This window comes from uncultured Shimia sp. (assembly GCF_947498095.1).
In the GTDB taxonomy this organism is placed as follows: Bacteria; Pseudomonadota; Alphaproteobacteria; order Rhodobacterales; family Rhodobacteraceae; genus Shimia.
In genome coordinates this window covers 58,275-80,060 of record NZ_CANMJE010000002.1, presented here as the reverse complement: position 1 = coordinate 80,060, position 21,786 = coordinate 58,275, and the positions used below count along the sequence as shown (strand labels likewise).

Here is a 21,786-nt window from a genome sequence, read left to right as displayed (position 1 = left end):
TCAGCCCTGATCCCCATCCAGATAGGCCGATGGGTCAAGCTCTGGGTCAAACCCCTCTTCGTCCAGAGCCTCAATCGAGGCGTCATAGGCATCGGGCTGCCAAATCTCGAACGTATCGCCCGAAGACACAAAGCGGGCCATGCCATCAAGGCCGATCTTTTCGCGCAGCTTGGCCGGAAGAACAATGCGTCCGGTCTCATCCACTACAATCTCAACAGATTGCGCAGAATAGAGCCGTTCCATCGCTTTACGCTTGGCCGAGCCGCGGGGAAATTTGGAAATCTTGTCGTCGACCTCATCCATCGCCTCAACGGTGAAGCCTTCGAGATAGTCACGGGTGGCGCCGCCATAGACAAGGATTAGGCGCGGCGCGAGACCATCGGTCCAGTCCGGGTCACATGCCTCGATCACACGCCGAAACGAGGCGGGGATAGACACCCTGCCCTTCGCATCGACCTTGTGGTCGCTTTCGCCTCTGAACCTGCGTGCCACTGCGAGCCGGTCCCTTCCTGTCCCCGTGCTTGTTGTTTCAGACCCCCTAGACGGGAAACGGCGGTTGATCTGCTGCCACTGATCAACCGCCGCCCTCGTCCCGTCTTAGCGGGGTGTCCAGCTGCGCGCGCCACCTGGGGGGATGTCTGCTCGCCCGCGCGCCGGATCTCTTGGTTCGATGAAAGCGGGTGCCTGTATGAAACCTGACTTGGGAGTTTTTCGGGGTCTTTGTCGCCCCTCTTTATTCCCGTCCTCATCGTGTGAATTAGGTATTGCATGGGAATAGATGGGAAACAACAACTTTTTTTGGGAAATCACACAATATCTTGTTCTCTGACCCCCTGAAAAACAAGGTATTGGGGTTAAAATCACAAATCTGACTACTAGATATTGTGGCTCCACGAAACAACCCAACCAAATAGAGGGTATTTGAGGCACTTACTTATGTGCCCGTAATTTCCCATCATTTTTACAAATTTCTGGAAAACTCTCATACCCGGGCGGGCTCTCAACCAATAACACCTGCAAGAAAACGCTTTTGATTCGCCTATTGAGGAACCAACTCCCATTTCAGGACCATAAATTCCCACACAGTTCTTTCAGGCAAAAGAAAGGGCGCAGTCGCCCGCGCCCAAATTCTTGAGATTGTCGTGGTGGACCTAGAGCATGCCGCGCTCATCCAGCACCTTTCGCGCCACGCGGAAGCATTCCAGAGACTGCGGCACACCACAGTAGATCCCGACCACATGAATGATGGCGCGTATCTCTTCTTTGGTAACGCCGTTGTTCAGTGCACCGTTACAATGGATTTCCCATTCATGCATTTTGCCGAGGGCGCCAATCATGGAGAGGTTCATCATCGATCGCGTTTTGGCATCGATGACGTCATCCCCCCAGCCAAACCCCCAGCACCAAGCAGTCATCGCCTCTTGAAACGGGCGGGTAAAATCATCTGCGGCAGCAAGGTTCTTTTCCACGTATTCCGCGCCGAGGGTGGATTTACGTTGCTCAAGCCCCTGTAGAAACAGGTCTTCGTCAAACAGGCTCATAGGATTTCCTTATTCCAGTATTTCAAAAAGAGAGCGTTCAATCTGGCCAGCGCAATAGCGTGGGTCACTATCCGCCCATTGCGCACGTAAGGCCGCGACCTCGGGGACTAAGGCGATACGATCCACGAGGCCTTCGACAGTTGGCGCCTGAACGTGCAGGAGGTCGCGCAGGGTCGGCAGACGGTCAATCATGGTGTGCCAGAGGGCTGCGAGCGACAGATCGGCAAGCATGGGACGATCTGCGCCGAACATGTACCCCTGCCCGGCCGTCGTGCCAAATTCGACCGCCAAGCGTTCGTGCAACTGCATCCATGTCTCAAGCCGTGGCAAAAACGCCTCCCAGGCTTCACGATCCCACATTTGCGCCCCGTGACCACGGGTGATCTCGAACAGGATGTCTGAACCGTCACAGATCAGGCGCAGGGTTTGATCGGGGTCTGACAGGAGATCATGTTTGCGGCCAAGATACATCATGATCGCCGGCAACTGACTGACCCAAATATCCTTTTCCTGATCGTGCAGGACAGGTGGCGCGATAAATGGATAGGGTTTCTCGGCAACAGGGCGATCCTTGAACGCCGCCATCTCCGGGAAATTCGGCTCTGTCCATGTCGCGCCAACGTAGGCCAGAACGTAGCGGATAAAATGGCCGCGGAACGGGATGGGCCAGTAGTGCAGTTCGTATGTGTCCGCCATCAGGACCCCCTTGTTACAACACGATGCGGTGCTCGTAGAGGTGATCATAGTGCGGTTTCATGCGGCGGTGTACCTGCCGAACGCGATCAGGCGTTTCATCAAGGTTCACGTATTTGCGCTTTTGCGGTTTGAGGCCAGTAGACTGCGCAAGGTTCCCATGGAAAGATCCACCGTCCCACCAGCTGTGGGCTGAGGGGTCTCCGCCCGGTTCCCAGCTAAGCGCCTGTGGGATAAAGGGGATTCCCACTGCTTTGCAAAACGCCTGTGTCATGTCATGGGGGTTCTCCAGCAGATCGCCACTGTCGATGACCGGAGGCGGGGTGCCGTTCAAGGCCCACAAAAGGTCGAACAATGCGCGTTGTTCGGGGAAGCCAACTTCGCCTTCGTGAAAGTCCGGCCACTTGGCAAACATCGACGTGATGGTCAGTGCGGGATCGCGGATCAGGAAGGCATGCGTGAAATTCGACAGAAAGTTGGGCGTCCACATGTGATTGATATAATGAGGAAAATCCTTGACGAAGACAGGCCCGTTTGTGGCGCGGTGCTGGATGTCCTGCCAAACTGAGTCCAACGTCAGGCTAGGGGTTGTGACCTCTCCCGGCGCGAAACGATGCCACATGGGATCCTCACCCTGATACCATGCCTCTCCAAAGGGTTCGTGCAGGCAGTCCATGTCACCGCGCTGACGCATCATCCATTCAAAGGCGGTGGAGGTCGAGCGGGGGACAGCCCAGAGGGCGACGATTTTATGCATTGAGGCTCTCCAGCAGCTGACCTTGCGGGGTTACGGGGCCAAGACCTAGGCTCTTGAAAATACGCCAGTAAAGCGCGGTGTCGTGGCCAATAACAGGTTTGCTCAGCGCGGCTTCGAGTTGGCGGGTCAAGTGCACGGGGCGTTGGGGTTGACCATGGGGACCCGAGCGGAAATTGCACATGCCGTTTATCAGATAGGCGTCGGCATCCGGGGCCTGTTCGGCGACGTAAGTGAATGATTTCATTGCCAAATCGCCGTCGAACACCCAACGGTAAGAATTCACTTCATCCTGATCTGTAAACCACCCCTGATCATGAAAGTTGCCTGCCCAGAGCACGTCAAACCCGGCCTCTTTCAGGAAACCGACCGTGCCCTGCCACCATGCGGGCCAGTGGTAAGCCGCGTTCAGGGCAACCTTTTCGACGTTCATTTCCCGTAGGGCTTCGACCATGGCATAGCCGGCCATGTGAAATCTAATCCCATGTTTTTCGGAGAGTTTTTCGCAATGGTCACGGATACCCTCGACGCCAAGTCCACTGGCATGCACCCAGTTTGACCCCACCTGTCCCGCCACATCGACGCCGTTGCGGGACATGCAGTGCACAAAGTCATCCAACATACCAAAGTTTTGTTTTCGTTGATCAAGCCCATGTTTGTAGTCCGGCGCATGCAGCATCCAGCCGTGCACACCCACGCTCTCGGGCGCCATGCGTAAGAAGTCAGAGGGGGCGGCGTCATAGTCAAATGGCGGACAAGTAAAGCCAACCTGATGCGGGAACAGCTTGTGCTCAGGGCGCCATTCAGAAGGCATTAACATTTGCGCGTTTCCTGTCCCTAGAGGCCAAAATGACCAAGTTGTACTACATTTTTTCGGAGGGTTCTCCAAGTTGTACAACATGGAGACCCCTGCTTTCTTAAGGGTTTCTTTATGAATCCACTGCTTCGCGCATCCATTGTTGCAAGCGCAAAATCGAGTGTTCGGAGCTGACGCCGCAGTTGGGATCAACCACCAGCGGACCGGGCTTGTAGCCCTTTGACCTGAGACCGCGCTGCACGCTTTCGACCAGACGGATGTCTTCCTCGACGGTGGTTTCGCGGTCCTGCACGGCGAGGTCCCGGATCACCGGGTCATCAATGCCGCCCACCGTGTACCAGCCGCGCCAGACCGTGCAGGTATCATGCGTGTCAGCGCGCCAGTGATAGGTGTTCAGGACGTTGCCCGGATAGCACTGGAATGAAAACATCGGCCACAGGAACCAGCTTTGATAGTCGCCCGCATGCGGCACGCTGAGGTCAATCGGATAGGTCATCTTTTCCGGTGGTTGGCATTCGGTAATATGGCGCAGCACATAGCCACCACCTGCATCAGGCTGAATGTCATAGGTTTCCGGTTTGATGACTCCCTCGGCAAAGGTCGCGTGATTCATCGGACAGTGGTAGCATTCGGAATAGTTTTCGACCGAGACTTTCCAGTTGCATTTTTCAGGACATTCGACCCATTCCAGCGGTGCCAGATCACGGATATGCGGCACGTATTCGGCGATTTCCTCGCGCACGCCGGGATACCAGTCGTCCATTGGCGCGGCGTCGTCGTCGAGATTCACAAAGAGGAAACCGTGGAAATCCTCAGAACGGACCTCGGTCAGGCAGATCTCGGATTTGTCAAAGCCCGGAACCGATTTGATATTCGGCCCGGCGCGCAAGTCCCCCGTCAGCTCATAGGTCCATGCGTGATAGGGGCAGACCACGACGCGGGTGTTGCCCGAGCCGGTCACCATTTCATGCGCCCGGTGCTGGCAGACATTATAGAAGACCCGCACAACCTCATCCCGGCCCCGGATGGCGAACAGGCTTTGATCGGCAATGGTAAACGCCTGATAATCCCCGGCATTCGGGATCTGCGACAGGTGCAGCGCGAACTGCCACGTGCGCGAAAGAAGGCCCTGCATTTCGTTCTCATAGATCGCAGGGTCAGTGTAATAACGGGCGTCCAGTGAATGGGTCAACGGTGCATTCATGACGGATCCTCATGGTAAATGCCGAGCTGATGGCGGCGTTGGTGGAATTTTTCGACACGGGTGACGATCTCAGGGCTGGCCGACGCAATAACGAAGCTGAGAAGCGTTTCCAAAAGCGCGATGGTCGAGACGGATGAGGGAAAGAATTGTGGCGTGTCCGCTGTCACCACAAATCCGAAATCCGCTGCCCGGATGATGGGCGACGCCAGTGAGTCCGAGATGCCGACCACCCGCATCCCCTGTTCTTTGGCGACCTGTACTGCTGAGACCACCTCTTGTCGGTAGGGCGCGCAGGTAATGGCAATCAGGACGTCCCGCTCATCCGCCCAGGCGATGTCATCAATCGGCGTTGAGCCGGGGCGTGGAATGGCGTGGAACTGCACCATGCCGGTCGAAGCGAGATAGGTGAAATTGCGGGCATTGGAGTTGTTGACCCCCACCCCGAGCGTGAACACCCGCCGCGAACCCCAAATGGCTTCGGCGGCAATGCGTAGGTCTTCTTCGGCGATCCCGGCAAAGGTTTCTTCGATGTTTCGCAAGGCACTGGTGACCATATCGGCGTAGAGGCCACCCAGTTCACCCTGAGCGCGAATGTCCTGCAACCAGCGTGCACGATCAGGAAACGACGCCTGCCCCCGGCGAATCGCCTCGCGGAAAGGTTCACGGAAATCGTCGTAGCCTTCGAACCCAACCTGACGCGCCATACGCACCACGGTGTTGGGTTTGACCTGTGCGGCCTCGGCAATTTCACGCACGGTACTGACCCCCACATCGCGTGGATTTTCAAGCACATAGCGTGCAGCCTTTTGCGCCTCGGGGGTGAGGTCTTCGTACTCGTTTGAGAGACGGGTCAGGACGGCATTTGATACATTTGTGTCATTCATGATTGACGATGGTACAAATGATTGCTTAGCCTGTCGAGAAGAAATGCGACTCGATTAACAGGAACTTTGAGATGTCGAAAAAAGACCTGCCCGCAACCGCGCGCGTTGTCATTGTTGGCGGCGGTGTGATGGGCTGCGGCCTTGCCTATCATCTGGCCCACGAAGGCTGGGGCGAGGACACAGTGCTCTTGGAAAAGGCCGAGCTAACCAGCGGCTCAACATGGCACGCAGCCGGGCAGATCACGCATTCGACCAGCTCTTACGGCTTGGGCAAGATGGTGGATTACAACATCGGTCTCTATTCCGGCGCGCTTGAAGCCGAGACCGGCCAGGCGGTGACATGGCATGGCTGCGGATCGTTCCGGCTGGCCTATACGACGGATGAGATGGACTGGCTGCGCCACACGCTGTCAGTCGGTCGTGCGCTAGGATTCAACATTGAGTTGGTGGGGCCGGACTTCATTGCCGAAAAGCACCCCTTCTATAATCTTGAGGGCGTTTTGGGCGCGCTATACACGCCGGATGATGGCCATGTGGATCCATCCAACGTGACTATGGCAATGGCCACAGGTGCACGTCAAAAAGGCGTGAAGATCTTCCGTCATTGTCGCGCCACCAACATCACGCAATCTGCCTCGGGCGAATGGGTCGTGGAGACCGAGAAAGGCACGATCACTTGCGAACATGTGGTCAACGCGGGTGGTACTTATGCCCGGCAAATGGGCGAATGGTCGGGCCTGCAACTGCCGATGACCTCGATGACGCACCATTACTTTGTCACCGAAGAGGTGCCGGAGTTTCAGAACCTTGACTGCGAGCTGCCGGTAATCCGCGATGACAAACAGGTCTCGGGCTATATCCGCATGGAACAGAAAAAGGGTCTGATCGGGATCTACGAGAAAGAGAGCTCGAATTCGGTCTGGCATGACGAATGCCCGTGGGACTATGAGAACTGGCTGTTCGAGGCGGATTATGACCGGGTGATGCCGTGGCTGGAAAACTCGCTGGAGCGGATGCCGATTTTTGCTGATCTAGGGATCACCCGCGAGGTGCATGGCGCAATCTCGCACCCGCCCGATGGCAACCCGATGGTCGGCCCGGCGCCCGGTGTGCAGAACTACTGGTGCTGCTGCGGCACGCAGATTGGTATTGGTTGGGGGCCAGGGCTGACCCGCGAGCTGGCAAAATGGATGGTCCACGGTGCGGCCGACTTCAACATGCGCGACTATGATCCGCGCCGGTTCGGGTCTTATGCCAAGAAGGACTGGCAGGTCATCAAGGCGCATGAGGATTACAAGCTGCGCCACGAGATCCCCTTTCCACATTTCAACAGGCTGGAGGGGCGACCAATCAAGCCCTCGCCACTTTATGAAATGCTGAAGCAAAAGGGCGCGGTCTATGAGGAGGTCTTTGGCCACGAACGCCCGCGCTGGTTTGCCCGTGACGGGGTGGCGCAACAGGACCACTATTCGTTCAAACGCAACGAGGTCTTTGACATGGTCGCCGCCGAGTGCCGTGCTGTGCGCGAGCGGGTGGGCATCATGGACGTGACCGCCTTTACCAAGGTGCAGGTGTCGGGGCCGGACGCCTACGCGCTGCTGGATCGCCTGACCGCCAACAAGATGCCGCAAAAGGATGGTTCGATCACCCTCACCCACATGCTGAACCGTCGGGGTCGGGTCGAGTTGGAAACCACAATCGTGCGTATGGCTGCGGACAAATACTACCTCGTTTGTGCGGCCTTCTTTGAACAGCGTCTGGTGGATCACCTGACCCACAACCTCAATGGCGCAGATGCCACCATCACCACGCTCTCCGAGGACTGGTCGGCGCTGTCGCTGAATGGCCCCCGCGCGCGCGATGTACTGGCGCAGTGCACCGATGCGGACCTCTCAAACGCTGGCTTCCGCTGGCTGTCGGCGCAGGAAATCACCGTGGCAGGTCAAAAGATCTGGGCCTTCCGCATGTCTTATGCGGGCGAGCTGGGCTGGGAACTTCATATGCCGGATGCGGCCTGTGTCGATGTCTACAAAGCGCTCTGGGCAGCTGGCGAAGCGCATGGCATCGAGAACTACGGCTCTTTCGCGATGAATAGCCTGCGCATGGAAAAGGCCTTCCCCGGTGCGAGCGAGCTTACCAATGAAGTTACCCTGCCCGAAGCCAATGTCATGCGCTTTGTCAAACTCGACAAAGACTACCTCGGGGTTGAGGCCACCCGCGCAAGCGCTGCAAGCCCGCAGCAACCCTGGATCTGTGCTTATCTGGAAATCGACCCCGATGGGGTTGAGGACGGTCACGGTGGCGAAGCCGTCATGCTGGACGGCAAGGTCGTCGGCTCCACGGCCTCGGTCGCCTATGGACATTCTGTCGGCAAGATTCTCGCCTTTGCATACCTCAAACCCCATGCCGCTTCCCCCGGCACCGAGGTCACGGTGATCGTTGCCGGAGAACCCCGTGCGGGCCGCATTCTAGGAGAAGCCAAGTATGACCCCAAATCCGAACGCCCAAGGGCAGACACGGTGATGGAGGCCGCAGAGTAACCAGCTGATCGTATTGCCAGAAATACTCCGGGGGAACCGCGCTTTTGCGCGATGGGGGCTGGCCCCTCCCCAGCCCGAAACAAAGGACAACGCGCATGACAATCCCAACCACAATGAAAGCCATGGTTCTGATGGGCCACGGCGATCTGGACCAATATCACTGGCACGAGGACTGGCCGACCCCCAGCCCAGCGCCGGGTCAGGTGCTGATCCGGGTTGGCGCCTGTGGGATGAACAATACTGACGTCAACACCCGGTCGGGCTGGTACTCTAAGGCTGTGGACGAGGCCACTACGGGCGGGGCCTTTGATGAGGTCGACGAAGATGACCCCACATGGGGTGGCCGCCCACTGACCTTCCCACGCATTCAGGGTGCGGATGTCTGCGGTGAGATCGTTGCTGTCGGTGAGGGCGTCGCCTCTGCCCGCGTTGGTGAACGTGTGATCACCGACAACTGGCTGCGCGATCCGGACGATCCAGACAACAAGGACAAGACAGGCTATTACGGCTCGGAATTGGATGGGGGCTATGCCGAGTACACGGTGATCCCGTCGACCAACGTAATCGCCGTGAGGTCCGATCTCAGCGACGCGGAACTGGCGACGTTTTCCTGTTCTTACTCGACCGCCGAAGGCATGTTGACCCGCGCCAATGTCGGCGCAGAGGATACGGTTCTGGTACCCGGCGCCTCGGGTGGTGTTGGCGGTGCATTGGTGCAACTGGCGAAACGCAGAGGTGCGCGGGTGATTGCCTTGGCGTCCGAGGCGAAACACGCGGATGTGGCCGAACTAGGTCCAGATCGCATCCTGCCGCGCGGACCGAAAGACCTGCGCGCGGCACTGGGGGATGAGAAAATCACCGTTGTGGCGGATGTCGTGGGCGGCGACTATTGGCCCACCCTGATCGATATCCTCGAACGCGGCGGGCGGTACACCTGTTCCGGTGCCATCGCCGGCCCAATGGTGAATTTCGACCTGCGGACGTTTTACCTGCGTGACCTCACATTCACCGGTTCAACCGTGATCGATCCCATCGTCACGCAAAACCTCGTCAAATACATCGAGGCGGGTGAAGTTAAGCCCGCGCTGGCAGCGACCTACCGCCTGTCAGAGCTGCGTGAGGCGCAAGCGGCTTTTATCGCTAAGAAACACACCGGTAATATCGTGGTGGTGCCATGAGTGGACTTGGGGCAGTGCTGGAGGCCGCGCGGCAATTGCATGCCAATCATGCGGATCTCAGAGATTACGCACCCTGGCCCGAGGATCTGGCCCCAGCCAACCTGCCCGCACGACCCGTCCCTGCCACGAAAATCATAGCCGAAACTCCTCTAAGGGGCATCGACATGACCCAGCCGCTGATCAACGCGGTGCGCGCGGCCTCGGGTGTGGCGGCCTGGAAACGCACCTACACCGAGGAAGAAGTCGGCGCCCACTTCCGCAACCACTATGGGTACTTCGAACTGTTTGGCCCGACGGGGCATTTCAACAGCTCATCCTTGCGGGGGTATATCGCCTATTGGGGTGAAGGTTTGAACTATGACTGGCACAGCCACGAGGCCGAGGAATTGTACCTCTGTCTGGCAGGCGGGGCCGAATTTCACCGTTCTGACGGATCGCTTACGCTGGAACCCGGACAGACTCGGGCTCATGACAGCAGGCAAAGCCATGCCATGACGACCCATGTTAAGCCCATCCTGACATTTGTGCTGTGGCGCGGTCCGGGATTGGCGGACCTGCCGAGGATGGACAGATGACCCACCCCGCGTTTCAAACCCTGCTGCGCGAATTCCGTGTGCTGCACAGCACCGAGCCCGCGTTGCAGGCGTTCTGCGATTTGCCCGAAGTACTGGCCCCGCAAGAGGTTATCCCCCACCGCATCCCCGCTGCCGCGCTGATGGAAGAGGACCCGAACCTGTCCGCCTTGCCCTCCACGGCGGCCCTGCGCGACGCCTTTATCGCGGCCAGCCCGCAAGCCCAGTGGCGCGAGACCTACAAGGGCACCCGCATGGGGGACGATTTCATGCAACGCTTTGCTTGTTACTGCCTGATTGGGGGGGGCGGGCCATTCGCGGCCCCCGAGATGGGCGCCTATGTCGTCTATATGCCGCCGGGACTTTATTATCCCTTCCACCATCACCCGGCGGAAGAGATCTATTACATCCTCGCCGGCGAGGCCGAGTTCCTGATGGACGGCGCCGCGCCCAAGACACTGGGTGCGGGCACCCATGTGTTCCACCCATCCAACCGCCCCCATGCCACCCAAACCCATGACACGCCTTTCATGGCGCTGGTGTTGTGGCGCGGCAATATGGGCGTAAAGCCGGTGCTGACCTACCCAGAGGGCGACAGATGAAGATCACTCGTATCCGCATCTATAAGACACCGCTGCCTTATTTGGGGGGCACCTATGGTTGGGGCGCGGGCAATGCCATCGACACGGCCATGGCCAGTGTTGTGGTAATAGATACAGACGCAGGAGTGCAGGGCTGTGGTGAGTTCACCCCTTGCGGCGAGAACTACATGGTGGCGCATTCCGAAGGGGTGGAAGCCTTTGCCCGCCTCGCAGCCCCAAAGCTGTTGGGCGAGGATCCGCGTCAGTTGGGCCGAATGGAGCGGCTGATGGACCACGTGGTTCAGGGGCACGGCTATGCCAAGGCGCCATTTGATGCCGCGTTCTGGGACATTCTCGGACAGGCAACGGATCAGCCCATCTGGATGCTGATGGGGGGCAAGTTGACCGATGGCGCACCGATGTATCGGGTGGCGCCCCAGAAATCCGTTGCCGAGACCATTCTGGAACTGGACCAGCACCGGGCCAGCGGCTACCGGCAGTTTCAGATCAAGGTGGGTGGCGACTGGGTGACGGACATCGACCGTATTCGTGAGGTCGTGCCCCTGTTGAAACCCGGTGAAAAGGCCATGGCCGACGCCAATCAGGGCTGGCGCGTAGACAATGCTATCCGTGTGGCGCGAGCGACGCGTGATCTGGACTTTATCCTCGAACAGCCCTGTCACACTTACGAAGAGTGCCAACAGGTCCGCCGCGTGGCCGAGCAGCCGATGAAACTGGACGAATGTGTCACCGGGATCGACATGGCTCGGCGCATCGTGAATGATCGTGGTGCCGAGATCTGTTGCCTGAAGATTTCCAACCTTGGTGGCCTGTCCAAGGCCCGCCGGGTGCGTGATTTCCTGATCGACCACGGCATTCCAGTTGTTTCAGAGGATACATGGGGCGGGCAGATCACCACCGCTGCCGTGGCACATTTTGCCACCTCAACACCGCCCGAGATGCTGATCAACTCGACCGACCTGATGAATTACAACACACGCAATACCGGGATCGGAGGCCCATCAACCATGGGCGGTAGGCTTTATGCGACGGATGTTCCGGGCCTAGGCGTTACGCCAGATTTCGACAGTCTTGGCGCACCTGTTGCAACATGGGGAGAGGCTGCATGAGTTATGATGCACAAACCTTCCCGCACATGGCGGAGGGCGGTGGTCTCGATCCACATTCCAATAGGAACAGAACGATTAGCAGTCGCCTGCGGGAACCTTCCCGCTTCACCCTCCTTAAAGAAGTGATGATGTCCGACTACTGCTTTCCATTGGTCTTCTCCGTTCTGAGGAGCGCTGTTTGGCACATCGCTCGCGCCACCGTCAACCCCCAAGCGAGGTCCACATGAAAATCACCCGCATCACAGTTTTCCATGTCGACCTGCCGCTCGAGCACCCCTATTGGCTCTCAGGCGGGCGACTGAAGTTCGAGGTGCTGGACGCCACATTGGTCAAGGTTGAGACCGACGCAGGATTGACCGGCTGGGGCGAAGGCACGCCTTGGGGCCACACATATGTGCCTGCCCACGGCCCCGGCATTCGCGCCGGGATCGAGACCATGGCCCCTTTTATCCTCGGGCTGGACCCACGTCGGGTGCTGGACGTCGAGCGCGCCATGGACCTTGCCCTGCCTGGCCATCTCTACGCCAAGTCCCCCATCGACATGGCCTGCTGGGACATCTCGGGCCAAGCCGCAGGTCTGCCGATTGCCGATCTGATGGGCGGCGGCAGCCATACGCCGCGCCCGATCGCCTCGTCCGTGGGGGCCAAAACTGTCGATGAAACCCGCGCCGTGATGGATCGTTACCGCCAGCGCGGCTATGTCGCTCATTCGGTCAAGATTGGCGGCGACGTGGAACGGGATATCGCCCGCGTCCGTGACGTGGAATCGATCCGCCTGCCCGGTGAGATCGTACTCTATGACGTCAACCGCGGCTGGACCCGCCAGCAGGCCCTGCGCGTTATGCATGCGACCGAAGACCTGCAGGTCATGTTCGAACAACCCGGCGAAACGCTCGACGACATCGCCGCGATCCGCCCGCTGCATAGCGCACCGGTCAGCGTCGATGAGAGCCTTGTCACCCTGCAGGATGCCGCCCGCATCGCCCGCGACGGGCTGGCCGAAATCTTTGGCATCAAACTGAACCGCGTCGGCGGCTTGACCAAAGCCGCCCGCATGCGCGACGTCGCGCTAGCCCATGGCATCGATATGTTCGTGATGGCCACCGGTGGTTCTGTGCTGGCCGACACCGAGGCGCTGCACCTTGCCGCCACCATCCCCGACGCCAACTGCCACGCGGTCTGGGCCTGTCAGGACATGCTGACCGTGGACATCGCGGGCGGACGTGGGCCGCGCAATATCGATGGCCACCTGCACCTGCCGGAAACGCCCGGTCTCGGGGTAGCCCCGGACGAGGACGCTCTTGGCGCCCCCGTTGCTTGCTACGAGATGCCCTGATGCTTCTTTTGGCCAAAAATATCCTGGGGGGTGAATGGACCAGAGGTCCAGAGGGGGGCAACGCCCCCCTGCCCCCAAAGGCGGCGCAACCACATGGAGACGCGCCATGAAACTCACCCGCATCACCGCCTGGGAATTGCCGCTGACCAGCCATGAAACCTATTACATGGCGGACGGCAAAACCTGTGACACCACGCTAACGGTCGTCGTAAGGCTCGACACCGACACCGGCCTTTCAGGCTGGGGCGAAGTCTGCCCGATCCCGCACTACCTGCCCGCCTATGCCAAGGGCGTGATCCCGGCCATCGAGGACATGATCCCCGTTTTGATCGGCGCTGACCCGGTCGGCCCCGAAGCCCTGATGGAACGCCTCAACAAACACCTGATCGGCCATGACTATGCAAAATCTGCGCTAGACACCGCACTTTGGGACCTGACCGCCCAGGCCGCCAACTTGCCGCTCTTTGCGCTGCTCGGCGGACGGGCAGTCAAGGACATGCCGCTGTACCACTCGATCACCTGCATTGCCCCGGACGAGATGGCACGCATGGCCCGCGACGCCTTTGACCAAGGCATGCGACAGTTTCAAGTCAAGCTCGGCGCCGATGGCGACTGGCAGGCTGACGTTGAGCGCCTGACCAAGGTGCGCGAGGCGGTGGGCCCCGGCCCGCTGGTCTATGGCGATTGGAATTGCGGTGCGGATGCGCTGACGGCCACCCGTGTAGGCCGCGCGGTAGCGTATCTCGACGTGATGTTGGAACAACCCTGTGCAACGCTCGAAGAATGCGCCCAGGTGCGCTCCGCAACGGGCCTGCCGATGAAGCTGGATGAGAGCGCCCATGACATGGCTTCGGTCATTGCCGGGCATCAGGCGGGTATCATGGATGCCGCCGCGCTGAAACTCTCAAAGATGGGCGGGCTTTCCAACATGCGCCGCATCCGTGATCTTTGCCTGACGCTCGGCACGCAGATGTGTATCGAGGATACGTGGGGCAGCGACATCACCACCGCCACTGTCCTACACCTCGGGGCGGCCACGCCCGAACGCGGCATCATGAACGTCTGTGATCTCTGCCACTATGTTGGCCCCCGCCTCGCCCCTGACCTGCCGACGCGGAAAAATGGTCGTATTCCCCCGCCAGAGGGTATCGGCCTTGGCATCACGCCAGACCCGCATGTGCTCGGCCAGCCCGCTGCCCTATTCGATTAACGCCTCCAAGGACCTAAAACCGATGGACGATCTCTCAAACGCTTACCCGACCCACGACCCCGAATGGGTGCGCGACATGCACGCGGACCACTACTTGCAAAGCTGGTCGAATCAGGGTGGGCGCCCACGCGTCATCACCGGCGCCAGCGGCTCCTGGTTCTGGGACAGTGATGGCAAACGGTACCTCGACTTCCAATCGCAACTGGTCAATGCCAATCTTGGCCACCAACACCCCAAGATCGTGCAGGCGATCAAGGATCAGGCCGACAAGCTATGCTATATCGGCCCCGCGATGGGGTCGGACGTGCGCAGTGAGCTGGCCGCGATCATGAACGAGATCACGCCACCCAATATCACCTCGACCTTTTTTACCACCGGTGGGTCCGCTGCCAATGAAACCGCCATTCGGCTCGCACGGCACTACACCGGGCGCACCAAGATCATTGCCCGCTATCGCAGCTATCATGGCGCTACCGGGGGCACGCTGAGCCTCACAGGTGATCCGCGTCATCATCTCACACGTGCCGACATGCCGGGCGTGGTGCGGATGCTGGACCCCTATCACTACCGCTGCCCCATGGGGCACGAGGACCCAACCAAATGCCCGGTCTGCCTGGGTGGACCACATCTGGAAGAGCTTTTGATGTATGAGAACCCGCAGACCGTGGCGGCGGTAATCCTTGAGACCGTGGTTGGCACCAATGGCATCATCCTGCCGCCGGACGGCTACATGCAGTCCATCGCTGACACCTGCCGCAAACACGGCATCCTGTTGATCTGTGACGAGGTCATGGCCGGGTTTGGCCGCACCGGCAAATGGTTCGCGCTGGATCACTGGGGCATTGAGCCCGACATCATCACCAGTGCCAAGGGCATCAACTCGGGCTATGTGCCGCTGGGCACCATGTCAGTGTCTAAGGACTTGCACGACTGGATGCGGGGCACGCCCCTACCCGGCGGGCTGACCTATGCAGGACACCCTTTGGCCTGTGCCAGTGGCGTTGCGGCCATCCGCGCCATGCAGGAAGAAGACACTCTGACCCATGCCACAACGATGGGGCAGAAACTGCGCACGGAATTGCACAAGCTGGCCGAGAAACACCCGTCGATCGGCGACATTCGCGGCCTTGGCATGTTCAATGGCATCGAACTGGTCAAGAACCGCGAGACCCGTGAGCCTTTGGTGCCCTTTGCGGCCAAAGGAGATGCTGCCAAACCGATGACCGAGATGATGAGTTTTGCCATGACCGAAGGGCTTTATCTGTCATTCTATTCCAACATCATCCGCCTGACCCCGCCTTTGAATATCTCTGAACAGGACTTGCTGATGGGCTTGGAGATTCTGGACAAGACCCTTGATATCGCGGACCGGCAGACGGACAGCTAACCCAGTCAATCTACGCGCATGTGGTGCGAAACTGCAGCCCAGACGCAATATTTTGTGAAGTTTTTGTGAAACTGGCTTGGCCGAAAGGCCAAGCTGAACTATCTTTGACATCAAATGAAGGGCAGAAAAACAGGCAGGCGCAAGAGCGGTATGACGCTCCATCTTCCCAAACAAAAGCCGATCCGGCTGCGCAAAGCGCGCAAGACCGACCTGCGGACGCAGTTTGGGGCGTTGGTGTATCGCGTGCGTGATGGCAAAACCCAGGTCCTGATGATCACCACGCGCCGCACCAAAAGCTGGTCTATCCCCAAGGGCTGGCCTATGAGCGGCAAAACACCCGCTGCTGCTGCCGCACAGGAAGCCTGGGAAGAAGCCGGCGTCAAAGGCACGGTCTTTGAACAGCCCGCCGGATTCTATACTTATGTCAAACTGATCGAAACGCGCCGGGGCATGAAAAAACTCCCGGTTTTTGTCTCAGTCTACCCGCTTGCGGTGCGCAAAGTGACGTCGGCCTACCCAGAAGCGCATGAACGTCGCCGCAAATGGATGAGCCCGAAAAAGGCGGCAGACCGGGTACGCGAACCGGAGCTGGCCCAGATTTTGCGCAACTTTGACGCTGAAAGCCTGAGCTGAGCATTCTGCTTGATCCGCCCCGGGTGCAGCCTTATCTTTAGTAGACCACGCATCAAAGCGTGTTTTTTGAGCTTACAAGGCGCCACCTCGCATGATCCAGTACACGCTGAAATGCCGTCAGGACCACCGGTTTGACAGCTGGTTTCAATCGGCTGAAGCCTATGACAAGCTCAAATCCGCGGGCATGGTCTCTTGCGCGATCTGTGGTGATACTGGCGTTGAAAAAGCAATGATGGCCCCCAGCGTGCGCCCGGCCCGCAAAGCCGCAACCGCACCAACAGAGCCCCAGGCAAACACCGATCCAGCCCCCGGCCCAACTCCCGGCCCGCTCAGCACGCCGTCCAATGACTTGGAACAGGCGTTGGCGCATATGAAAAAGCAGGTCGAGGAAAACTCGGACTACGTTGGCATGAACTTCGCAAAAGAGGCGCGCGCCATGCACGATGGCGATGCGCCTGAACGTGCGATTTACGGCGAGGCGAAGCTGGAAGACGCCAAGGCCCTGGTCGAGGACGGCGTGCCCGTCACACCGTTGCCCTTCCGACCGGGCCGCAAAACCAACTAGAGGAATTCGCAGATGCATGTGGTGATCACCGGCGCAAATCGAGGTATTGGACAGGCGCTGGACACAGGCTACCGCGCTGCCGGACATGTGGTGACGGGAACCGCCCGATCCGGCGGCGAATTCCTGCAACTGGATGTGACAAAACCCGCCGATCACACGGAGATGGCCAAGGCGCTCGACAGCCGCGCAGTAGATCTGTTGATCTGCAATGCCGGTGTCTACCCTGACAAAGGTCAGAACCTTGCCGACGGCTACCCGGCTGACATGTGGGCCGACACCTTTGCGGCCAATGTCACAGGCGTGTTTCTGACGGTGCAAAACCTGTTGCCCAATCTGCAGCTGGCAAGCCAGCCCAAGATCGCGATCATCTCATCGCAGATGGCAAGCCAGGAACACGCGCCCGGAGGCTCATATATCTACCGCGCCTCTAAGGCCGCCGCGCTGAACCTTGGACGCAACCTTGCCACTGACCTGCGCCACATCGGCATTGCCGTGGGCATTTATCATCCCGGCTGGGTCAAGACGGATATGGGCACGCAAAACGCCGACATCACCGTGGATGACAGCGCGGATGGGCTGATGGCCCGTTTTGACGATCTCGATCTGGAGAGCACCGGTTGCTTCCTGACATGGGACGGGCGCCCCCACGCGTTCTGATCCCCGAGTTCGTATTGCCAGAAGTAATCCGGGGTGAATTGGGCGCTCCAGCGGCCAAGAGGGGCAGCGCCCTTACCCGATGGTCCAAAAACTCGTAAAAGTTTTCCCCGCGACATCCCACCCCGCTTGCCTCTGAGGCCCCTTGCGCGTAAACCGCCCCCCGAACCAAGCGCAAGGAAGCTCCATGCCCGTTCTCGTGATGAAATTCGGCGGCACCTCGGTCGCCAATCCGGACCGCATCAAGCGGGCCGCAAAACGCATCGGCGTTGAGGTCGCCAAAGGCTATGACGTGATCGTCATCGTTTCGGCCATGTCCGGCAAGACCAATGAATTGGTCGGTTGGGTCAATGAAACTTCGCCCTTGTTTGACGCACGCGAATATGACGCCGTGGTCTCGTCCGGTGAAAATGTCACCGCGGGCCTGATGGCGCTGACGCTGCAGGAAATGGATGTGCCTGCGCGCAGCTGGCAAGGCTGGCAGGTGCCGGTGCTGACCACGTCCGCACACTCGGCCGCGCGGATCGAAGACATTCCCACCGACAATATCACTGCCAAGTTCAACGAAGGCATGCGTGTCGCCGTTGTAGCCGGCTTTCAGGGGCTCAGCCCCGAGGGCCGCATCACCACGCTGGGACGTGGCGGGTCGGACACCACGGCGGTGGCCTTTGCCGCAGCGTTCGGGGCCGAACGGTGTGATATCTATACGGATGTGGACGGCGTCTATACCACCGATCCCCGTGTGTCTCCCAAGGCCCGCAAGCTCGACAAGATCGCGTTCGAAGAGATGCTGGAGCTGGCCTCGCTTGGCGCAAAAGTGTTGCAAACCCGCTCGGTCGAGCTGGCGATGCGTTATAAAGTGAAATTGCGGGTGCTCAGCTCGTTTGAAGAACAATCCGATGAGGCCGGCACGCTGGTCTGCGATGAGGAGGAAATCATGGAATCCAATGTAGTTGCCGGTGTCGCCCACAGCCGTGACGAAGCGAAAATGACCCTCATCTCGGTTGCCGACCGTCCGGGGATCGCCTCGATCATCTTTGGGTGCCTGTCAGATGCAGGCGTCAATGTAGACATGATCGTGCAGAATATCTCGGAAGAGGGTCGCACGGACATGACCTTTAGCCTGCCCACCGATCAGGTGTCGCGCGCCGACAAAGCGATGGCCGAACTGAAGGCCTCGGGCGGGCTGAATTTTACCGAACTGGATGTCGATCTGGACGTCGCCAAAGTCTCGGTCGTTGGCATTGGCATGCGCTCGCAATCGGGTGTTGCCGCCAAGATGTTCAAAGTGCTGAGTGACGAAGGCGTCAACATCAAGGTCATCACCACCTCCGAAATCAAGATCTCGGTGCTGATCGACCGCAAGTACATGGAACTGGCTGTTCAATCGCTGCACGATGCGTTCGAACTGGAAAAAGCCTCCTAAGCTCAGCATCTAAAACTGTAGACAAAGCGCCTTGCGAATTGCGGGGCGCTTTGTGCTTGAAGATAAGGCAAAACCTCGCGCAAGCCGCCATTGCCACAGGGCGAGATCGAAAAACGCGTTTCGATTTGCATCGGCATGTGGTCTATTCAACCCAAAGAGAACCGACAGGGACAATACGGGGCACAATGGCTGAACGTACCGAGACCGAAAGCCGCAAGCTGCTGGGCCGTTTGCGCGATGCGCTGGCCGAAGACAGCGCGGGTCAGGCGCGCCTTGACCGGGTCACGCATCTGATCGCGAATTCTATGGGCACCGAAGTGTGCTCGATCTACCTGTTTCGCGACGACGAAACCCTTGAATTATGCGCCACCGAAGGCCTTAACCCTGAAGCGGTCCACCAGACCCGCCTGCGCATTGGCGAGGGTCTTGTGGGGCGCGTTGCCAAGACCTCGCGTATCGTGAACACCGCCGACGCCCCATCGGCCAAAGGCTTTCGGTTCATGCCGGAAACCGGCGAAGAGATATTCTCATCTTTCTGCGGCGTCCCGATCCAGCGCCTTGGCGACAATCTGGGTGTTCTGGTCGTGCAATCCAAGGACGCGCGCGACTATCTGGCCGATGAAATCTATGCCCTCGAAGTGGTGGCAATGGTTCTGGCCGAAATGACCGAACTTGGCGCCTTTATTGGCGACAATGCCGCGATGGGCGCGTTGCATCAGCAATCTGTTGTCTTTCAAGGCGGCAGCGCTCAGGAAGGCGCCGCCGAAGGCCATGTCTGGCTGCATGAGCCACGGGTGGTGGTCACCAATCCGATTGCCGAAGACCCCGAGGTCGAAGCCAAGCGCCTGAACGACGCGGTTGATCAACTGCGCGTCGGTGTCGACAAAATGCTCGACGGAGCGGCCGGTGGCGACAAGGAACAACTGCAGGTTCTCGAAGCCTACCGCATGTTTGCCAATTCCAAAGGCTGGATGCGCCGGATGGAGCATGACATCGCCCAAGGCCTTTCCGCTGAAGCCGCTGTAGAAAAAGAACAAAACACCGCCCGCACCCGGATGGAGCAGGTGACAGATGCCTATTTGCGCGACAGGTTGCACGATCTGGATGACCTGTCGAACCGGCTGTTGCGTATTCTGACGGGACAAGGCGCTGAGACCGGTGCGGAACTGCCCACCGATCCCATCCTCATCGCCCGCAATATCGGGCCGGCGGAACTATTAGAGTACGGCCGTAACCTCAAAGGCATCGTGCTGGAAGAAGGGTCTGTCGGAAGCCACGCCGCCATCGTGGCGCGCGCGCTTGCGATCCCGCTGGTGATCCACGCCGACCGCGTCACAACCGAGGCCCTGAACGGGGATCATGTGCTTGTTGATGGCGACGCTGGCTCGGTGCATCTGCGCCCGGACGAGAACGTGGTCACGGCCTTTCGTGACAAAATGGCGATGCAGGCTCAGGCGCAGCAGCGCTATGCTTCGATCCGCGACAAGCCCGCAATTTCTTTGGACGGGGTGACAATCCAGTTGCATATGAACGCGGGCTTGATGGCCGACCTTCCCAGCCTCGATGGGTCTGGTGCCGAAGGGGTTGGCCTGTTCCGCACCGAGCTGCAGTTCCTGATCCGCAACCAAATGCCCAAACGTACCGAACTGGCCGCGCTTTACTCGCGGGTGATGGACGCTGCCCACGGCAAGCGCGTGGTGTTTCGCACGCTTGATATCGGCTCGGACAAAGTCTTGCCCTACATGACCCCGCAAGACGAACCCAACCCGGCGTTGGGGTGGCGGGCGATCCGTGTTGGTCTCGACAAGCCGGGGATCATGCGGATGCAATTGCAGGCCTTGCTCAGAGCCGCCAACGGGCGTCCTCTTACGGTGATGTTCCCGTTTGTCGCCCAATCAGAGGAATACACCGCTGCACTCGCGGAAATGGAAAAAGCCAAAGAGCGCGAGCGTGTCTTGGGTCATCCATTGCCCGAAACGCTGGAACTGGGGGCGATGCTGGAAACCCCGTCACTGGGATTTGCGCCGCAGAAGTTCTTTGAAGAGGTTGGCTTCCTGTCCATCGGCGGCAATGACCTGAAACAGTTCTTCTTTGCCGCTGACCGTGAAAACGAACGTGTGCGCAAACGCTATGACACGCTGAATGTCAGCTTTCTGAGCTTCATCGAAGGCATCGTGAACCGCTGCAATTCGACTGAGAAACGCACCTCGCTCAGCTTTTGTGGTGAAGACGCTGGTCGCCCGATCGAGGCCATTTGTCTTGCGGCCATGGGCCTGCGCATCCTGTCGATGCGTCCGGCCTCAATCGGCCCGGTGAAATCTCTGATCCGACGCACCAACCTCGGCGAGTTGCGCCAGGTTATCGTGGATGCTCGCGAGCGTGGCGATCAATCGGTGCGCCCTGCAGTGATGGAATACCTGCGCGGCCCGAACTGAACATGCACCCCGGCGGGGTGCATGGCCTGCGGCGCGAGTATTTTTGGCAATACGAAGCATGCTTTGGCGCTACCCCGGCTGGCTTTACCTCTTGGTTGACGGATTTATCCTGCCGGGGCTTCGCTTTGCACGCCCATCGGCTCTCCAGCCTGTGGCGCTCTGAAAGATTGGAACAAATTGGTTAACCAAGCGCAAACGAGCCTTCGTATTGCCAAAAATACTCCCGCCGGAGGCTTCAAAACGGGC

The 21,786-nt window shown here is 59.1% G+C and carries 20 protein-coding genes; 13 read left to right on the top strand and 7 right to left on the bottom strand.

Features of this window, described 5'->3' with window-relative positions; translation table 11 throughout:
* The 7 genes from mraZ to Q0932_RS03560 all read right to left on the bottom strand — a co-directional run bounded on the left by mraZ (window position 1) and on the right by Q0932_RS03560 (window position 5,893).
* The gene (gene mraZ, locus Q0932_RS03590) at window positions 1-492 is read right to left on the bottom strand and encodes a division/cell wall cluster transcriptional repressor MraZ (protein ID WP_299349798.1); all 492 of its coding nucleotides are present in this window, start codon (window positions 490-492) and stop codon (window positions 1-3) included.
* 659 nt (window positions 493-1,151) lie between these two features.
* Window positions 1,152-1,541 carry a carboxymuconolactone decarboxylase family protein gene (locus Q0932_RS03585; protein WP_299349796.1) on the bottom strand — a complete coding sequence of 130 codons (390 nt, stop codon included), beginning with the start codon at window positions 1,539-1,541 and terminating at the stop codon, window positions 1,152-1,154.
* A 9-nt stretch (window positions 1,542-1,550) separates the two neighbouring features.
* Window positions 1,551-2,237 carry a hypothetical protein gene (locus Q0932_RS03580; RefSeq protein WP_299349794.1) on the bottom strand — a complete coding sequence of 229 codons (687 nt, stop codon included), beginning with the start codon at window positions 2,235-2,237 and terminating at the stop codon, window positions 1,551-1,553.
* 13 nt (window positions 2,238-2,250) lie between these two features.
* The gene (locus tag Q0932_RS03575; RefSeq protein ID WP_299349792.1) at window positions 2,251-2,991 is read right to left on the bottom strand and encodes a sulfotransferase family protein; all 741 of its coding nucleotides are present in this window, start codon (window positions 2,989-2,991) and stop codon (window positions 2,251-2,253) included.
* Window positions 2,984-3,808, bottom strand: a complete 825-nt coding sequence (locus Q0932_RS03570; protein ID WP_299349790.1) for a hypothetical protein — start codon at window positions 3,806-3,808, stop codon at window positions 2,984-2,986. The genes Q0932_RS03575 and Q0932_RS03570 overlap by 8 nt, the downstream gene beginning before the upstream one ends.
* 109 nt (window positions 3,809-3,917) lie before the next feature.
* Complete coding sequence (locus Q0932_RS03565) at window positions 3,918-5,009, bottom strand: aromatic ring-hydroxylating dioxygenase subunit alpha (RefSeq protein ID WP_299349788.1); 1,092 nt, start codon at window positions 5,007-5,009, stop codon at window positions 3,918-3,920.
* The gene (locus tag Q0932_RS03560; protein ID WP_299349786.1) at window positions 5,006-5,893 is read right to left on the bottom strand and encodes a MurR/RpiR family transcriptional regulator; all 888 of its coding nucleotides are present in this window, start codon (window positions 5,891-5,893) and stop codon (window positions 5,006-5,008) included. The genes Q0932_RS03565 and Q0932_RS03560 overlap by 4 nt, the downstream gene beginning before the upstream one ends.
* 71 nt (window positions 5,894-5,964) lie before the next feature.
* Between Q0932_RS03560 and Q0932_RS03555 the strand changes: the two genes are divergently transcribed.
* The 13 genes from Q0932_RS03555 to ptsP all read left to right on the top strand — a co-directional run bounded on the left by Q0932_RS03555 (window position 5,965) and on the right by ptsP (window position 21,540).
* Window positions 5,965-8,433: an FAD-dependent oxidoreductase gene (locus Q0932_RS03555; RefSeq protein ID WP_299349784.1), complete on the top strand. Its 2,469-nt coding sequence runs from the start codon at window positions 5,965-5,967 to the stop codon at window positions 8,431-8,433.
* Between the two features lie 95 nt (window positions 8,434-8,528).
* The gene (locus Q0932_RS03550) at window positions 8,529-9,611 is read left to right on the top strand and encodes an alcohol dehydrogenase family protein (protein ID WP_299349782.1); all 1,083 of its coding nucleotides are present in this window, start codon (window positions 8,529-8,531) and stop codon (window positions 9,609-9,611) included.
* Entirely contained in the window at window positions 9,608-10,186 is a 579-nt protein-coding gene (locus tag Q0932_RS03545) for a dimethylsulfonioproprionate lyase family protein (protein WP_299349781.1), read from the top strand. The genes Q0932_RS03550 and Q0932_RS03545 overlap by 4 nt, the downstream gene beginning before the upstream one ends.
* Window positions 10,183-10,785: a dimethylsulfonioproprionate lyase family protein gene (locus Q0932_RS03540; protein WP_299349779.1), complete on the top strand. Its 603-nt coding sequence runs from the start codon at window positions 10,183-10,185 to the stop codon at window positions 10,783-10,785. Before Q0932_RS03545 ends, Q0932_RS03540 begins: the two co-directional genes overlap by 4 nt.
* A complete protein-coding gene (locus tag Q0932_RS03535) occupies window positions 10,782-11,894 on the top strand; it encodes a mandelate racemase/muconate lactonizing enzyme family protein (RefSeq protein ID WP_299349777.1) in 1,113 nt (370 codons plus the stop codon). The genes Q0932_RS03540 and Q0932_RS03535 overlap by 4 nt, the downstream gene beginning before the upstream one ends.
* A gap of 223 nt (window positions 11,895-12,117) precedes the next feature.
* The gene (locus Q0932_RS03530) at window positions 12,118-13,230 is read left to right on the top strand and encodes an enolase C-terminal domain-like protein (RefSeq protein WP_299349775.1); all 1,113 of its coding nucleotides are present in this window, start codon (window positions 12,118-12,120) and stop codon (window positions 13,228-13,230) included.
* A gap of 106 nt (window positions 13,231-13,336) precedes the next feature.
* The gene (locus tag Q0932_RS03525) at window positions 13,337-14,440 is read left to right on the top strand and encodes an enolase C-terminal domain-like protein (protein ID WP_299349774.1); all 1,104 of its coding nucleotides are present in this window, start codon (window positions 13,337-13,339) and stop codon (window positions 14,438-14,440) included.
* Window positions 14,385-15,827 (top strand): aminotransferase class III-fold pyridoxal phosphate-dependent enzyme, encoded by a 1,443-nt coding sequence (locus Q0932_RS03520; protein ID WP_299349772.1) that lies wholly within the window; start codon window positions 14,385-14,387, stop codon window positions 15,825-15,827. Before Q0932_RS03525 ends, Q0932_RS03520 begins: the two co-directional genes overlap by 56 nt.
* Window positions 15,828-15,977: 150 nt before the next feature.
* Entirely contained in the window at window positions 15,978-16,460 is a 483-nt protein-coding gene (locus Q0932_RS03515; RefSeq protein ID WP_299349770.1) for an NUDIX hydrolase, read from the top strand.
* A gap of 91 nt (window positions 16,461-16,551) precedes the next feature.
* Window positions 16,552-17,025, top strand: coding sequence for a DUF1178 family protein (locus Q0932_RS03510; RefSeq protein ID WP_299349768.1), 474 nt, complete (start codon window positions 16,552-16,554; stop codon window positions 17,023-17,025).
* A 12-nt stretch (window positions 17,026-17,037) separates the two neighbouring features.
* Entirely contained in the window at window positions 17,038-17,682 is a 645-nt protein-coding gene (locus Q0932_RS03505) for an SDR family NAD(P)-dependent oxidoreductase (protein ID WP_299349766.1), read from the top strand.
* Between the two features lie 184 nt (window positions 17,683-17,866).
* Window positions 17,867-19,105 carry an aspartate kinase gene (locus Q0932_RS03500; protein WP_299349764.1) on the top strand — a complete coding sequence of 413 codons (1,239 nt, stop codon included), beginning with the start codon at window positions 17,867-17,869 and terminating at the stop codon, window positions 19,103-19,105.
* Window positions 19,106-19,290: 185 nt separating this feature from the next.
* Window positions 19,291-21,540 carry a phosphoenolpyruvate--protein phosphotransferase gene (ptsP, locus tag Q0932_RS03495; RefSeq protein ID WP_299349762.1) on the top strand — a complete coding sequence of 750 codons (2,250 nt, stop codon included), beginning with the start codon at window positions 19,291-19,293 and terminating at the stop codon, window positions 21,538-21,540.
* The last annotated feature ends 246 nt before the right edge of the window (window positions 21,541-21,786 follow it).